A 14280-nucleotide genomic window follows, 5' to 3' on the forward strand; every position below is an offset into this window, starting at 1 on the left:
GGCTCCGCCCCCGAGCCCCCGCGCATCGAACGCCGGCGAGGCCGGAGTGTGCCCGGCGGGGCTGGAGAGGTGCTTCCCGAAAGGGAGTTGCGCCCGCACGCCGCGCCGCCCGACAGTGGCCGGATGACCGACGAGATGCCTGTCTTGACCGTCCTGACCCACCGCCCCGCCGGACCAGGGGACGCGGCCGACATCTGCGCCCTGCTCAATGCCGTCGACGTGATCGAGATCGGTCGCCCGGAGACTGATCTCGGCAGCGTCGAAGCCGATCTGAACCGCCCCGACATCGATCTGGCCACCGATTCCTGGCTCGCGTTCCACGGTTCGCGGCTCGTCTGCTATGCCCTGGTCTGGGCAGACGGAGAGCCCGGCCAGGTCCACGGTGACCACTACGTACTGCCCGGCCACCGCGAAGCCGCTCAGTACCTGTTGCAGCTGATGGAGATCCGCGCCCGCGAGCTGGCCGCCGGGGCCGAGCAGGCCTGGCTCCGGATCCAGCTCAACGTGAAACCCACCCTCGACCTCTCCCTCCTCACCGCGCGCGGCTACCGCTCGGTCCGCCGCTACCAGGTGATGACCCGCGCCCTGAACCCGGCCACCGACCTTCCCCCGGCCCCGCCGGACGGGCTCACCCTGCGCCACTGCGCGGCCGACGAGGCCGACCGCCGCCGGGCCCACGCCCTGGTCGAGGAGACCTTCGCCGCCCACTTCGGCCATGTGGAGCGCGCGTACGAGCCCTGGCTCGACCACATCGACGCCCGCGCGCTCGACTGGTCCCTCGTGTGGATCGCGAGCCTGCCCGGGCGGGGCGACGTGGGGGTGCTGCTCACCCGCGACGACCGCACCAGCATGGGCTGGATCAACCACATCGGCGTACGTCAGGACCTGCGCGGCCAGGGCATGGGCGGCCTCCTCCTGCGCCACGGCTTCGCCGCCTACGCGGCGCGCGGCCGGGACACCGTGGGTCTCGGCGTGGACGTCCACAACGAAACCGGCGCGCTCGGGCTCTACGAGGCGCACGGCATGCGCCTGCACTACGCGGTGGACACCTGGGAGCTGCCCTTGCACTCGCAGGGGTGACAGCCGGGTGTCGTGCGGGTGCAATCAGTCCAACGCGGAGTGTGTGTGACCCCTCATGGGGTGACATTGGGCCCTAAGCGAGTCTTGGGATCCAGGAGGAGGCACTCCATGCGCGGAGCCACCCACGCCAAGTGGGTCGCATGTGCGATGGCCGTCGCCCTCGCGGCGACGGCCTGCGGCGGCGGTAGCGACGGCGGCGGAGGCGGTGGCGAGGGCGCGGGGATCATCAGCTCTTCGTGGGGTGACCCGCAGAATCCACTGGAGCCGGCGAACACCAACGAGGTCCAGGGCGGCAAGGTCCTCGACATGCTCTTCCGGGGTCTGAAGCGGTACGACCCGAAGACCGGCGAGGCCCTGAACATGGTCGCCGAGAAGATCGAGACGACCGACAGCCAGAACTTCACCGTCACGCTGAAGGACGGCTGGAAGTTCAGCAACGACGAGCCCGTCACCGCGAAGTCCTTCGTGGACGCCTGGAACTACGCGGCCGACGTGCGCAACAAACAGAACAACGCGACCTTCTTCGACAACATCGTCGGCTACGCGGATGTGCACCCCGCCTCCGGTGAACCCAAGGCCAAGACGATGTCCGGACTGGTCGTCAAGGACGACAAGACCTTCACCGTCGCCCTCAAGGCGAAGTTCTCCACCTGGCCCGACACCCTCGGCTACCAGGCCTTCTCCCCGCTGCCCCAGTCCTTCTTCACCGACCACACCGGCTGGCTGGCCAAGCCCGTCGGCAACGGCCCGTACACGGTGGACTCGTACACCAAGGGCACGGCGATGAAGCTGCGCGCGTGGGACGGCTACCCGGGCACGGACAAGGCGCTGAACGGCGGCGTGGACCTGAAGGTCTACACCGACAACAACACCGCCTACACCGACCTGATCTCCGGCAACCTCGACCTGGTCGACGACGTCCCGGCGCAGCAGCTCAAGAACGTCAAGGCCGACCTCGGCGACCGGTACATCAACCAGCCCGCCCTCATCATCCAGACCCTCACCTTCCCCCTCTACGACGCCCAATGGAACAAGACGGGCATGGAGAAGGTCCGCCAGGGCATCTCGATGGCGATCAACCGCGACGAGATCACCCGGCAGATCTTCCGCGAGACCCGCACCCCGGCCAAGGACTGGACCTCCCCGGCCCTCGGCGAGAAGGGCGGCTTCAACCCCACCCTGTGCGGCCAGTACTGCACGTTCGATCCGGCGGGCGCCAAGAAGCTCATCCAGGAGGGCGGCGGCCTGCCCGGCGGCAGGATGACGCTGACCTCGAACGTGGACACCGGCTCGCACCGCGACTGGATGGACGCCGTCTGCAACAGCATCAACAACGCGCTGGGCGACGGCCCCGTCTGCACGGTCAACCCGGTCGGCACCTTCGCCGACTTCCGCAACCAGCAGAGCTCCTTCAAGCTGACCGGCCCCTTCCGCTCCGGCTGGCAGGCCGACTACCCGCTGATCCAGAACTTCCTGGAGCCGCTGTACTACACCGGCGCCTCCTCCAACTACGGGAAGTTCAGCGACCCCGAGTTCGACAAGCTCGTCGACGAGGCCAACCAGGAGAGCGACGCGGCGAAGGCGATCGCGAAGTTCCAGGATTCCGAGAAGATCCTCGCCGCGCAGATGCCGGCGATCCCCCTCTGGTACCAGAACGGCAGCGCCGGATACGCCGAGCGCCTCTCGGACGTGGCGCTCAACCAGTTCAGCGTCCCGGTCTACAACGAGATCAAGGTCAGCTGACCCGCCAACGGCAACGATCCTGGAGCAGTCCATGGGACGTTATGTGATCCGGCGGCTGCTCCAGATGATCCCGGTGTTCATCGGCAGCACGTTCCTGATCTTCTTCATGGTGTACGCGCTCGGCGACCCGGTCGCGGCCCTCTTCGGAGACAAGGCCCCCGACCCCGCCACCGCCGCGCGCATCCGCAAGGACCTCTACCTCGACCGGCCCCTGTGGGAGCAGTACCTCCACTACATGGGCCAGATCTTCCAGGGCGACTTCGGCACCGCCTTCAACGGCCAGCCCGTCACCGAACTGATGGCCTCCGCCTTCCCCGTGACCCTGCGCCTCACCATCATCGCGATCGTCATCGAGATCATCGTCGGCATCACCCTCGGCGTGGTCAGTGGGCTGCGCCGGGGCAAGGCCATCGACACCAGCCTGCTGGTGCTCACGCTCGTCGTGATCTCCGTGCCCACCTTCGTCACGGGCTACCTGCTCCAGTACCTCTTCGGCGTCAACTGGGGCTGGGTCCGGCCCACCGTCTCCCCGGACGCCCCCTTCAACGAGCTGATCCTGCCCGGCATCGTCCTCGCGCTGGTCTCCCTCGCGTACGTCACCCGGCTCTCCCGCACCTCGATCGCCGAGAACGCCAAGGCCGACTACGTGCGCACGGCCACCGCCAAGGGGCTGCCGCGCCGCCGGGTCGTCACCCGGCACCTGCTGCGCAACTCGCTCATCCCCGTGGTCACCTTCATCGGCACCGACATCGGCGCGCTGATGGGCGGAGCCATCGTCACCGAGCGGATCTTCAACATCCACGGCGTCGGATACCAGCTCTACCAGGGCATCCTGCGCAACAACGCCCCGACGGTCGTCGGCTTCGTGACCATCCTCGTCATCGTCTTCCTGGTGGCGAATCTCGTCGTCGACCTGCTCTACGCGGTCCTGGACCCGAGGATCCGTTATGCCTGAGCGCAAAGAGCCGCTCTACGACCCGCTCGAACCGGGCGACAACGAAGCGATCGCACCCACCGGACAGGGGGGACAGATGGATCTGGCCCTGGACGAGGCGGAGAGCCTGGAGAAGACCCTGGAGTCGGGCGGAGGACCCGGGCCCACGGAGAAGGCCCGCTCCCTGTGGTCCGACGCCTGGCACCAGCTGCGCCGCAACCCCGTCTTCATCCTCTCCGCGCTCGTGATCCTGTTCCTCGTCGTCATCTCCATCTGGCCCCAGCTGATCGCGAGCGGCGACCCGCTGCGGTGCGACCTCTCCAAGTCCCAGGAGGGCCCCGCCCCCGGCCACCCCTTCGGCTACGACACCCAGGGCTGCGACGTGTACACCCGTACCGTCTACGGTGCCCGCGCCTCCATCACCGTCGGCATCTGCGCCACCGTCGGCGCCGCCCTGCTCGGCTCGGGACTCGGCGGGCTCGCCGGGTTCTTCGGCGGCTGGGGCGACGCTACGCTCTCCCGGGTCGCCGACATCTTCTTCGGCATTCCCGTCATCCTCGGCGGGCTGGTCTTCCTGTCCGTGGTCACCAGCACCACCGTCTGGCCGGTGGTCGGCTTCATCGTGCTGCTCGGCTGGCCGCAGCTCGCCCGCATCGCCCGCGGCTCGGTGATCACCGCCAAACAGAACGACTACGTCCAGGCCGCCCGGGCCCTCGGCGCCGGGAACGCCCGGATCCTGCTCAGGCATGTGGCCCCGAACGCCATCGCGCCCGTCATCGTCGTCGCCACCATCGCCCTGGGCACGTACATCGCCCTGGAGGCCACCCTGTCCTTCCTCGGCGTGGGCCTGCGCCCGCCGACCGTCTCCTGGGGCATCGACATCTCCAACGCCGCCTCGCAGATCCGCAACGCCCCGCACATGCTGCTCTGGCCGGCGGGCGCGCTCAGCCTGACCGTGCTCGCCTTCATCATGCTCGGCGACGCGGTGCGCGACGCCCTCGACCCCAAGCTGCGCTGAGGAGTGGGCACCATGCTGCTCGAAGTCCGCGACCTCCACGTGGAGTTCCGTACCCGGGACGGCGTCGCCAAAGCCGTCAACGGCGTCAACTACTCGGTGGAGGAAGGCGAGACGCTCGCCGTGCTCGGCGAGTCCGGCTCGGGCAAATCGGTGACCGCCCAGGCCGTCATGGGCATCCTCGACATGCCGCCGGGCCGGATCGCGGGCGGCGAGATCCTGTTCAAGGGCAAGGACCTCCTGAAGATGAAGGAGGACGACCGCCGGAAGGTCCGCGGCGCCGAGATGGCCATGATCTTCCAGGACGCGCTGTCCTCGCTGAACCCCGTCCTGAGCGTGGGCGCGCAGCTCGGCGAGATGTACGAGGTCCATCGCGGGATGTCCCGCAAGGACGCCAGGGCCAAGGCCGTCGAGCTGATGGAGCGGGTCAAGATCCCGGCGGCGAGGGAGCGGGTGGGGGACTACCCGCACCAGTTCTCGGGCGGCATGCGCCAGCGCATCATGATCGCCATGGCGCTGGCCCTGGAACCCTCCCTGATCATCGCCGACGAGCCGACCACCGCGCTGGACGTCACCGTGCAGGCCCAGGTCATGGACCTGCTCGCCGAGCTCCAGCGCGAACTGAACATGGGCCTGATCCTGATCACCCACGACCTCGGCGTCGTCGCCGACGTGGCCGACAAGATCGCCGTCATGTACGCGGGCCGGATCGTCGAGGCGGCCCCCGTGCACGAGATCTACGCCGCGCCCGCGCACCCGTACACCCGCGGCCTGCTCGACTCGATCCCGCGCCTGGACCAGAAGGGCCATGAGCTGTACGCGATCAAGGGCCTGCCGCCGAACCTCCTCGCCATCCCGCCCGGCTGCGCCTTCAACCCGCGCTGCCCGATGGCCCAGGCCGTCTGCCGGACCGAGGTCCCGCCGCTGGCGGAGGTCGCCCCGGACCGTGCGAGCGCGTGCTTCTTCTGGAAGGACTGCCTCGGTGCCTGAGTCGATCCTCGAAGTGCGGAACCTGGTCAAGTACTACCCGCTGACCCGGGGCATCGTCATCAAGAAGCAGGTCGGCGCGGTCAAGGCCGTGGACGGGGTCTCCTTCGACCTGCGCGCGGGTGAAACCCTCGGCATCGTCGGGGAGTCCGGCTGCGGCAAGTCCACGGTCGCGAAGATGCTGGTCCACCTGGAGCGGCCGACGGCCGGCGTCATCACGTACAAGGGCGAGGACATCACCAAGCTGTCGGGCAAGGCCCTCAAGGCCGTGCGCCGCAACATCCAGATGGTGTTCCAGGACCCGTACACCTCGCTGAACCCGCGCATGACGGTCGGCGACATCATCGGGGAGCCCTACGACATCCACCCCGAGGTGGCCCCGAAGGGCGACCGGCGCCGCAAGGTCCAGGAGCTCCTGGACGTGGTCGGCCTGAACCCCGAGTACATCAACCGGTACCCGCACCAGTTCTCCGGCGGCCAGCGCCAGCGCATCGGCATCGCCCGGGGCCTGGCCCTGCAGCCGGAGATCATCGTCGCGGACGAGCCGGTCTCCGCCCTGGACGTCTCCGTACAGGCCCAGGTGATCAACCTCCTGGAGCGCCTGCAGAACGAGTTCAACCTGTCCTACGTGTTCATCGCGCACGACCTCTCGATCGTCCGGCACATCTCGGACCGGGTGGGCGTGATGTACCTGGGCCGGGTGGTGGAGATCGGCACCGACACCCAGATCTACGACCACCCCACCCACCCGTACACGCAGGCGCTGCTGTCGGCCGTCCCCGTCCCGGACCCGCGGGCCCGGGCCCACCGCGAGCGGATCATCCTGGCCGGGGACGTCCCCTCCCCGGCCAACCCGCCCTCGGGCTGCCCCTTCCGCACCCGCTGCTGGAAGGCCCAGCCGCGCTGTACGACGGAGGTCCCGCTGCTGGCGGTGCCGCAGGCCTTTCCCTCGGGCCCGGCGGCCCATCCCTCGGCCTGCCATTTCGCGGCCGAGAAGCAGGTGGTCCCCGCCCCGGGCGACCTCCCGCCGCCGCCGAGCCCGCCGACTCCGCCGCCGAGCCCGCCGACTCCGCCGGCCGCGTCGCCCGGGCTGTCGAAGGAGTAGCCCGACGTCGCCGAGACCGCTCAGCGGCCCAGGAGCAGGCCCAGCTGGCCGAGGTGGGCCAGGGAGTCCGACAGCTGGCCGGCCAGGCGGGCCTCGACCGGGTCGGCGGTGCCGAGCGTCGGACTCGGGGCGGTCCGGGCGAGGTCCCCGTCCGGGGCCGCCGCCAAATACCGCTCCACCCGGTCGTGTACGGCGTCCAGGTAGCCCAGCAGTTCCGCCGCGCCCGGGGCCGCGGCGCCGCGGAAGGCGGCCGCCTGGGCGGGCGTGTGCCCGTAGCCGGTGTCCGAGGGGTCCGCCGGGCGCCCGAAACGCGCCGCCCAGCCCTGCTCCACGTACACCTGGGGGAGTCCCGCGACCTCCGACAGGTTCCGGTCCTGGCCGCGCGCGATGTGCCAGACGAGCCACGCCGCGCTGTTCGCGTCCGGCTCGGGGGTCCGGTCGAGCGCGCCGGCCGCGACCATCCCGGCGAGTTCCTCCCGTACCCGCTGGAACATCAGCAGCGCCAGCCCCTGCCAACCGCTCATTTCTCGCCACCCCCGTACAACAGTCCCCGACACGGTCACCGCTACCGTAACTCGGTTTACATGGCGGCAACTTGCCCGTTTCTGCCCCGAGATATGGGCCGTGCAGCCTGGCTGACGTGCGGCCGTGCGGGTGCCGACAGCCGGCCGGGAGGCATACGCGCCCCCCGGCCGGCGTTTCCGTGCCCCTGCGCATGCGCGGCATGCGCCCCTCGTGCTGCCGGATTTCGATCGATGCGCTGGTACGGAAAGTTATGATCGGTAGCGCACGGTGGGTATGAGTCCGCCGAGCACGAGTACGCGTACCGCTGTCCGTTCTACGTGGAGGTGAAACGCCGTGGCACTCTCGATCTCTGCCGTGGTGCTGCTGGCGATCATCGTCTTCCTGCTGGTGCGCAGGTCGGGGCTGAAGGCGGGGCACGCGTGCGTCTGCGTGCTGCTCGGCTTCTACCTCGCGAGTTCCTCCATCGCGCCGACCCTCAGCCAGCTGACCACGAACGTGGCCGGCATGATCAGCGGCCTCAAGTTCTGAGCGGTCTCGGGCCGCTCGGGCGGTGCGGCCGGTCCGGCCGCACCCGGGGGACACCCTCTACGCTGACCCCATGAACGGTCTTCCCGCCCGTCGTCTGCTCCTCGTGCACGCGCACCCGGACGACGAGTCGATCAACAACGGCGTCACCATGGCCAAGTACGCGGCCGAGGGCGCCCATGTCGCGCTGGTGACCTGCACCCTCGGCGAGGAGGGCGAGGTCATCCCGCCCGCGCTCGCCCACCTCACGGCCGATCGCGACGACACCCTCGGCACCCACCGGATCGGCGAACTCGCCGCCGCCATGGCCGAACTCGGCGTCACCGACCACCGGTTCCTCGGCGGCCCCGGCCGCTACCGGGACTCCGGGATGATGGGGACCGAGCAGAACCGCCGCCCCGGAGCCTTCTGGTCCGCCGACGTGGACGAGGCCGCCGCGTACCTCGTGGGGGTGATCCGGGAGCTGCGCCCGCAGGTGCTCGTCACCTACGACCCCGACGGCGGGTACGGGCACCCCGACCACATCCAGGCCCACCGCGTGGCCACGCGCGCCGCCGAACTGGCCGCCGAGGAAACGTACCGGCGCGACCTCGGCGATCCGCACGGGATCGCGAAGGTCTACTGGAACCGCGTGCCGCGCTCGGTGGTCGACGAGGGCTTCGCCAGGCTGCGCGCGGCGGGCGGGACGGCGTCCTTCCCGGGGCTGGCCTCGCCCGAGGACGTGCCCGGAGTGGTCCCCGACGAGCGGATCACCGCCGAGATCGCCGCCGGCGAGGCGATCGTGGCGGCCAAGGCGGCCGCGATGCGGGCGCACGTCACCCAGATCGCCGTGGACGGCCCCTTCTTCGCCCTGTCGAACGACCTGGCGCAGCCGCTGTTCGCCCGCGAGTACTACGAGTTGGTCGCGGGTGAGCCGGGCGCCCCGGCCGGCGAGCGCGAGCGGGACCTGTTCGCCGGGGTGCGGTCATGACCGGCGGGCTGACCGCCGGGCGGATCGCAACCTGCCTCGGCCTGTTCGCGGCGGGCGCGGTGACCGGCGCGGCCGGCTGGCTCGCGCTGGACCTCTGGTTCCCGGGCGGGCTGCTGCTCGCCCTGGCGGCCCTCCTCGGCCTGTTCCTCGGGGGCCGGATCGCCCTCGGGACCGGAATCGGAGTGGGCGCGGCGGCGGCGGGCTGGTTCCTGTCCTACGTGGTGCTCAGCGCCCCTCGCTCCGAAGGGGACTTCCTGCTCAGTTCGTCCGGAATCGGCCTGTACGCATACCTTTTGGGCGGGACCGTGCTCGCTGTGATCTGCGCCACGATGCGTGGCCCGCTCGACCGGCCCGCTCCGGGTGCGGGGCCCCGCGGCTGACGTGCCGTCGCACTCCGTTCGGTGACCGGTACTGGCTGGTTGAGGACGGTTCGCCCGGGGGCGGACCGAGGTATTCCGGGGGCTTGAGGGGGGCTTGGAGGGGGCCAAGAGGAACCCCTTATTCCCCGTGGTCGATTGCGCGCGGGCGGCGGCCAGTATGGTGGACGGGCCGCCGAGCTGCCCGCGCACGGTATGACGGGCGGCGGAGCCAACCGGGAGAACCTGCCTTGAGTCGTGAAACTGACAGTTCGTCCTCCGGGCCCCAGGGGCGCGGCGGAGCCGCTTACCCCTCGGGTACGCCGCCGTATGGAACCGGCCAGTATCCGTCCACGAACGCTGCGGCGAACGCCCCGGAGGAGACCTCTGTGACTTCGAACCCGTCCACGCCCGACACCGACGGGCCGAAGACCGAGACCACCCTGACGACCCGGATCCGGATCAACATCCCGGGTTCGCGGCCGATTCCGCCGGTGGTCGTACGCAAGCCGGTGGCCGCCGCCGACCCGGACGCCGACGCGCCCGGGGCCCAGCCGGCGCCCGGGCGCGACCCGAAGCCGAAGCGCCGGCCCGAACCGACCCGGATCGAGGCGGCGCCGGAGCCCGGCCCCGCGCCGGTCCGGGCGGCGCTTCCGCCCGCTTCCGCGCCCGCCGGGCCCGCCGCGGCTGCTGCGGCGCAGGTCCCCGCTCAGGCCTCCGCTCCGGGTCAGGCCGAGGGGCCGGCCAGCAACTGGTTCGCCCCGCGCAAGGCGACCCCGCCCCCGCCCTCGGCGGCCCTGCCGACCCGTCAGCCCGGTGCGAGCGCCGGTTACCCGGCTGCCGCGGGACCTCGCCCCGGTACCCCCGGCGGCCCGGGCTACGACGCCCCTGCCGCCGGCGGCGGTCCGGCGGGCCGGGCCCCCGCTCCGGGACCCGTCGGCCCGGGCCTCGACGGACCCCGCGCCGGCGCTCGTACCGGCGTGCCCGGCGCTCCGGCCGGGCCCGGCTTCGACGGACCCCCCGCCGGCGGCTACCGCCAGAACCCCGCCGGGCCCGGCCCCGGCGCCGGCTTCCCCCCGCCCGCCGCGGGCCCGCGCCCCGGCGCGCCCGGCGCCGGCTACGCCCAGGCCGCCCCGGCAGCCGCCGCCGGCTATCCGGCCACGCCCACGGCTGGCGGCCCCGGCGTCGGCACGACCCAGGACTTCCCGGCGTACGACGGAGGCCCCTCCACCGAGGCGTTCCCCGCCTACACCGACCCCGCCGGACCCACGGGCGGCCCCGCCCTCGGGACCGCGCCCGTGTACGCCGAGGAGACGCCGAGCTGGCCCGGCCCGGCGGCGGGCGTACCGGGGCCGACCCCCGTGCCGGCCCCCGGCCCGACCCCCGGTGCGGCGCGCGCACCGGAGCCGGCCGCGCCCGCGAAGGCGGGCAAGACGGCCAAGCCCGCCAAGCCCGCCAAGAAGGGCCGCTCCAAGGTCGTCCTCCTCGGCGGCGCCGTCATCGGCCTGCTCGGCGTGGCCTACGGCGCCGGCCTGCTCCTGAACCACTCCGACGTCCCCAAGGGCACCACCGTCCTCGGCGTGGACATCAGCGGCAGCCGCGACGAGGCCGTCGCCAAGCTCCAGACGGCCTTCGGCAACCGCGCCGCGGCCCCGCTCCAGCTCAGCGTCGGCGGCAAGCAGGTCGAGCTGAAGCCCGAGAAGGCCGGCCTGACCCTGGACAGCCAGACCACCGTCCGCAACGCGGCGGGCAGCGACTACAACCCCGTCACCGTCATCGGCTCGCTCCTCGGCAACGAGCGCGTCGCCGACCCCGTGATGCCGGTCGACGAGGAGAAGCTCCAGGTCGCCCTCCAGGAACTCGCCGCCACCGCGGGCACCGCGACCGAGGGCACCATCACGTTCGCGCCGGGCAAGGCCGTCCCCGTCGCCGGCAAGGCCGGCACCACCCTCGACGTGGACGCCTCCGCGGAGCAGGTGACCAAGGCCTTCCGCGACATGGTCGCCACCGGCAAGGCCCCCGTGGCCGAACTCCCGGTCGCCACCAGGGAGCCCGTGATCGGCCAGGAGGAACTGGACCGGGCCATGCGGGAGTTCGCCACGCCGGCGATGTCCCAGAACGCCGTGGTCAAGGCGGGCACCAAGTCCATCGCGTTCGGCCCGAAGGTGTCCCTTCCCAAGATCCTGAGCATGCAGGCCGTCGATGGCCACCTCGTCGAGAAGTACGACCTCGAAGCGCTCAAGGAGCTCTACGGGAACACCTTCGACGGCATCCTGATCACCCGCGGCAACGGCGAGAAGACGGCCGTCACCCCGCAGGACGTCGCGGGCGCCCTCGGCAAGGCCCTGCGCGGCAAGACCGCCGCCGAGCGGACCGTCGTCATCGACACCAACCCGAGCTGACCCGAAGCCCCGACCCGCCCGAGCCCCTTCCCTGAACCCGGGGCGGGGGCGGGGGCTGCGGCCCGCACCCCGGCTCTGACCGGTCCATCCCGTGTGCGGCGCCGCTGCGGGGGCCAGCCCCCGAACCCCCGCGCCTCGAACGCCGGCGAGGCTGAAATTGCCCTCCGGGCAATCCAGCCACGCCGGGCGGACGGCATCAGCCCAATCCAGCCTCGCCGGCGTTTGAGGCGCGGGTCCGGGCGGAGCCCGGGAAGCGCCGCGCAGCGGTCGGGCGGGGTTGGTTCAGCCCGGCGCAGCGGTCGGGCGGGGGGCGGTTCAGCCCCGCGCAGCGGTCGGGCGGGGTCAGTTCAGGAGGGCCCGCGCGGATAGCGCCTCGGCGCGGATGCGCGACGCGGCGTCAGAGTCCACCGCCTCCACGACAGAGGCGTACGCCTCCAGTTCGGCGGCCCCCTCCTGGAAGGACCCCCGCTCCACCAGCAGCCGCGCCCGCTCGTACCGCAGCGACGCCGGATGCGAGGGCAGCAGCAGCGACAGCTCCAGCGCCCACAGCGCCACCCCCGACTGCTCGGGGCGGGCCGACGCCCACGCCCGGATGTTGTTCAGGATCCGCAGGACGATGTCCAGGGTCCGCGCCGGGGTCCGCGGCCCCGACGCCAGCTCCGCCGGGCCCGTGCCCAGCGAGGCGCCGCCCGCGAACGGGTCCACGACCACGCCCTCCTCCGGATCCCCGAAGCCCACCACGAAGTGCCCCGGCAGCCCCAGCCCGTACACCGGCCCGCCCGCCCGCCGGGCCACCTCCAGCCACACCACCGACAGCAGGATCGGCAGTCCGCGCCGCCGCCGCAGCACCTCGTGCAGCAGCGAGGACGACAGCCGCTCGTAGTCCGCCGGAGTCCCGTGGAAGCCGAGCCGCCCGCCCAGCAGCTCCGTCACCGCCGAGGCCCACGCCTTCGCGCCCCGCAACCCGTACGGCAGCATCCCCGCCAGCCGGTCCAGCTCGATCTGCGCCCAGTCCATGCCCCGTTCGTCGAGCTCCGGGTCGGCCTCCGCCGCGAGCAGCAGGCACAGCACCGACAGGTCCGGCCGCTCCGAGCGGGCCTCCCGCGCGAACTCCTCGCGCGTCCGCGCGCTCATCCCGCCGCCCCGGCCCGGTAGTGGTGGTACATGTGGTGCGTCGCGAAGCCCATCCCGTCGTACAGGCCGCGCGCGCCCCCGTTGTCCGTCTCCACCTGGAGCCACGCCGCCGACGCGCCCTCCTCCAGGGCGCGCCGCGCCAGCGCCGCCATCACCGCCGTCGCCAGCCCCTCCCGCCGGTGCGCGGGATCGACCGTCACCGCCGCGAACCCGGCCCACCGGCCGTCCACCACGCAGCGCCCGACGGCCCGGCCGCCCTCCAGCGACGCGAACCACACCGACGGTCCCTCCACGAGCACCCGCCGGGCCAGCGCGGGGTCCTCGACCCGCCCGTACCGGCCCAGCCACTCCTCGTCCGGCGTACGGGACAGACGTACGTCCCGCGCCGCCGCGGCGTCCAGGTCGCCGACAGGCGCCAGCGCACCGATCCGGACCTCCGCCGACACCTCGTTCACCCAGCCCCGCCGCTCCAGCTCCGCGCACAGCAGCTCCTGGGTGCCCTCGGCTCCCGTCGCGGCCTGCACGTACGCCGGAAGTCCCCGTTCCGCGTACCAGGCGGTCACTCGCGCGAGTGCTTCGTCCAGCGGTATCCCGGGGTCGCCGAGCGGGAGCACCGAGTTGGCCCGGCGGGTGAACCCGCCGGCCGCGCGCAGGGTCCACTCGCCCAGCGGCTCGCTCTCCAGCGGCTGCCACGAGCGCGCCGCGATCCGCGCCAGCTCCTCGAAGGAGGCTGCGGGACCCCGCCGCCGGGCCGGCGCCGGAGGTACGGTCTTGCCCGCGACCAGCGCGGATTCCGCGATGCGGACGGCCTTGCCGTTCTTCTGTGTGATCACGAGCACACCCTCGTTCCAGGATGTGAGAACCCCTACCGCGTCACTGAACTCGGGTGGTCGGCCCGGCCTAAGATCCACCCGTCGTACAGAGACTCGTTTACCCACGTCAGCGGGGGTAATACGGATCTCCAGCAGTCCTCCGGCAGTGATTTCCACAGCTCTGTCCGCCCCTCCTGTTCGGATCGTGCCCGGGAACGGAGATACTAGGTGCGGGCATCGACGACGCCGCGCTCCCGCGCGATATGGAAAGCCCTACCGAGGAGGAACGAGAGCGTGACCTACGTCATCGCGGAGCCTTGTGTCGACGTCAAGGACAAGGCATGCATCGAAGAGTGCCCCGTCGACTGCATCTACGAGGGCCAGCGGTCCTTGTACATCCACCCGGACGAGTGCGTCGACTGTGGTGCTTGTGAGCCGGTCTGCCCGGTCGAGGCCATCTTCTACGAGGATGACACCCCGGAGGAGTGGAAGGACTACTACAAGGCGAACGTCGAGTTCTTCGACGAGCTCGGTTCGCCCGGTGGTGCCTCCAAGCTCGGCCTGATCGAGCGAGACCACCCCCTCATCGCCGCGCTGCCGCCCATGGGCGAGGGCCACTGACGGTCACCGCACCCGGCCGACCGCGCGCCTCGGTCCCGTACGGCCTCGTGCCGCGCGGGACCGAGCCGTTT

At 71.8% G+C, this 14280-nt stretch carries 14 protein-coding genes; 11 read left to right on the forward strand and 3 right to left on the reverse strand.

Annotated features, from left to right (window positions below; genetic code table 11):
- Window positions 1-123 precede the first annotated feature (123 nt).
- From MTF65_RS11535 to MTF65_RS11560, 6 genes are all read left to right on the forward strand, one after another.
- Window positions 124-1080 (forward strand): GNAT family N-acetyltransferase, encoded by a 957-nt coding sequence (locus tag MTF65_RS11535; protein WP_243628456.1) that lies wholly within the window; start codon window positions 124-126, stop codon window positions 1078-1080.
- A gap of 108 nt (window positions 1081-1188) precedes the next feature.
- Window positions 1189-2823, forward strand: coding sequence for an ABC transporter substrate-binding protein (locus tag MTF65_RS11540; protein ID WP_243628457.1), 1635 nt, complete (start codon window positions 1189-1191; stop codon window positions 2821-2823).
- A 31-nt stretch (window positions 2824-2854) separates the two neighbouring features.
- Window positions 2855-3778 carry an ABC transporter permease gene (locus tag MTF65_RS11545; RefSeq protein ID WP_243628458.1) on the forward strand — a complete coding sequence of 308 codons (924 nt, stop codon included), beginning with the start codon at window positions 2855-2857 and terminating at the stop codon, window positions 3776-3778.
- Window positions 3771-4775, forward strand: a complete 1005-nt coding sequence (locus MTF65_RS11550; protein WP_243628459.1) for an ABC transporter permease — start codon at window positions 3771-3773, stop codon at window positions 4773-4775. The genes MTF65_RS11545 and MTF65_RS11550 overlap by 8 nt, the downstream gene beginning before the upstream one ends.
- 12 nt (window positions 4776-4787) lie before the next feature.
- Complete coding sequence (locus tag MTF65_RS11555) at window positions 4788-5762, forward strand: ABC transporter ATP-binding protein (protein ID WP_243628460.1); 975 nt, start codon at window positions 4788-4790, stop codon at window positions 5760-5762.
- Window positions 5755-6864 (forward strand): ABC transporter ATP-binding protein, encoded by a 1110-nt coding sequence (locus MTF65_RS11560; RefSeq protein WP_243628461.1) that lies wholly within the window; start codon window positions 5755-5757, stop codon window positions 6862-6864. Before MTF65_RS11555 ends, MTF65_RS11560 begins: the two co-directional genes overlap by 8 nt.
- Before the next feature lie 20 nt (window positions 6865-6884).
- On the opposite strand, the gene MTF65_RS11565 is transcribed toward MTF65_RS11560, so the two are convergent.
- A complete protein-coding gene (locus MTF65_RS11565; RefSeq protein WP_243628462.1) occupies window positions 6885-7388 on the reverse strand; it encodes a DinB family protein in 504 nt (167 codons plus the stop codon).
- Between the two features lie 334 nt (window positions 7389-7722).
- On the opposite strand from MTF65_RS11565, the gene MTF65_RS11570 reads away from it, so the two are divergent.
- The 4 genes from MTF65_RS11570 (at window position 7723) to MTF65_RS11585 (ending at window position 11642) form a co-directional block, all read left to right on the forward strand.
- Window positions 7723-7917 (forward strand): hypothetical protein, encoded by a 195-nt coding sequence (locus tag MTF65_RS11570; protein ID WP_008737225.1) that lies wholly within the window; start codon window positions 7723-7725, stop codon window positions 7915-7917.
- 70 nt (window positions 7918-7987) lie between these two features.
- On the forward strand, window positions 7988-8884 hold the full coding sequence (gene mshB, locus MTF65_RS11575; RefSeq protein WP_243628463.1) for an N-acetyl-1-D-myo-inositol-2-amino-2-deoxy-alpha-D-glucopyranoside deacetylase: 897 nt from the start codon (window positions 7988-7990) through the stop codon (window positions 8882-8884).
- Complete coding sequence (locus tag MTF65_RS11580) at window positions 8881-9264, forward strand: DUF6113 family protein (RefSeq protein WP_243628464.1); 384 nt, start codon at window positions 8881-8883, stop codon at window positions 9262-9264. Before mshB ends, MTF65_RS11580 begins: the two co-directional genes overlap by 4 nt.
- Before the next feature lie 365 nt (window positions 9265-9629).
- Window positions 9630-11642 (forward strand): peptidoglycan binding domain-containing protein, encoded by a 2013-nt coding sequence (locus MTF65_RS11585; protein WP_308407148.1) that lies wholly within the window; start codon window positions 9630-9632, stop codon window positions 11640-11642.
- Window positions 11643-11984: 342 nt separating this feature from the next.
- Here the strand turns inward: MTF65_RS11585 and MTF65_RS11590 are convergent, their stop codons facing one another.
- Both MTF65_RS11590 and MTF65_RS11595 read right to left on the reverse strand, forming a co-directional pair.
- Window positions 11985-12776 carry a transglutaminase-like domain-containing protein gene (locus MTF65_RS11590; RefSeq protein WP_243628466.1) on the reverse strand — a complete coding sequence of 264 codons (792 nt, stop codon included), beginning with the start codon at window positions 12774-12776 and terminating at the stop codon, window positions 11985-11987.
- The gene (locus tag MTF65_RS11595; protein ID WP_243628467.1) at window positions 12773-13765 is read right to left on the reverse strand and encodes a GNAT family N-acetyltransferase; all 993 of its coding nucleotides are present in this window, start codon (window positions 13763-13765) and stop codon (window positions 12773-12775) included. The genes MTF65_RS11590 and MTF65_RS11595 overlap by 4 nt, the downstream gene beginning before the upstream one ends.
- Before the next feature lie 117 nt (window positions 13766-13882).
- Here MTF65_RS11595 and fdxA point away from each other — a divergent pair, with 117 nt between their 5' ends.
- Window positions 13883-14209, forward strand: coding sequence for a ferredoxin (gene fdxA / locus MTF65_RS11600; RefSeq protein WP_243628468.1), 327 nt, complete (start codon window positions 13883-13885; stop codon window positions 14207-14209).
- Window positions 14210-14280 lie beyond the last annotated feature (71 nt).

The sequence above is a fragment of the Streptomyces sp. APSN-46.1 genome, from assembly GCF_022815725.1.
Classification (GTDB): domain Bacteria; phylum Actinomycetota; class Actinomycetes; order Streptomycetales; family Streptomycetaceae; genus Streptomyces.

Bases quoted from the DNA above. Each gene is read 5' to 3' on its own strand.
- MTF65_RS11590 (WP_243628466.1), bottom strand. From the start codon at position 12,776: ATGAGCGCGCGGACGCGCGAGGAGTTCGCGCGGGAGGCCCGCTCGGAG.
- MTF65_RS11540 (WP_243628457.1), top strand. From the start codon at position 1,189: ATGCGCGGAGCCACCCACGCCAAGTGGGTCGCATGTGCGATGGCCGTC.
- MTF65_RS11580 (WP_243628464.1), top strand. From the start codon at position 8,881: ATGACCGGCGGGCTGACCGCCGGGCGGATCGCAACCTGCCTCGGCCTG.
- MTF65_RS11550 (WP_243628459.1), top strand. From the start codon at position 3,771: ATGCCTGAGCGCAAAGAGCCGCTCTACGACCCGCTCGAACCGGGCGAC.
- MTF65_RS11535 (WP_243628456.1), top strand. From the start codon at position 124: ATGACCGACGAGATGCCTGTCTTGACCGTCCTGACCCACCGCCCCGCC.
- MTF65_RS11545 (WP_243628458.1), top strand. From the start codon at position 2,855: ATGGGACGTTATGTGATCCGGCGGCTGCTCCAGATGATCCCGGTGTTC.
- mshB (WP_243628463.1), top strand. From the start codon at position 7,988: ATGAACGGTCTTCCCGCCCGTCGTCTGCTCCTCGTGCACGCGCACCCG.
- MTF65_RS11555 (WP_243628460.1), top strand. From the start codon at position 4,788: ATGCTGCTCGAAGTCCGCGACCTCCACGTGGAGTTCCGTACCCGGGAC.
- MTF65_RS11565 (WP_243628462.1), bottom strand. From the start codon at position 7,388: ATGAGCGGTTGGCAGGGGCTGGCGCTGCTGATGTTCCAGCGGGTACGG.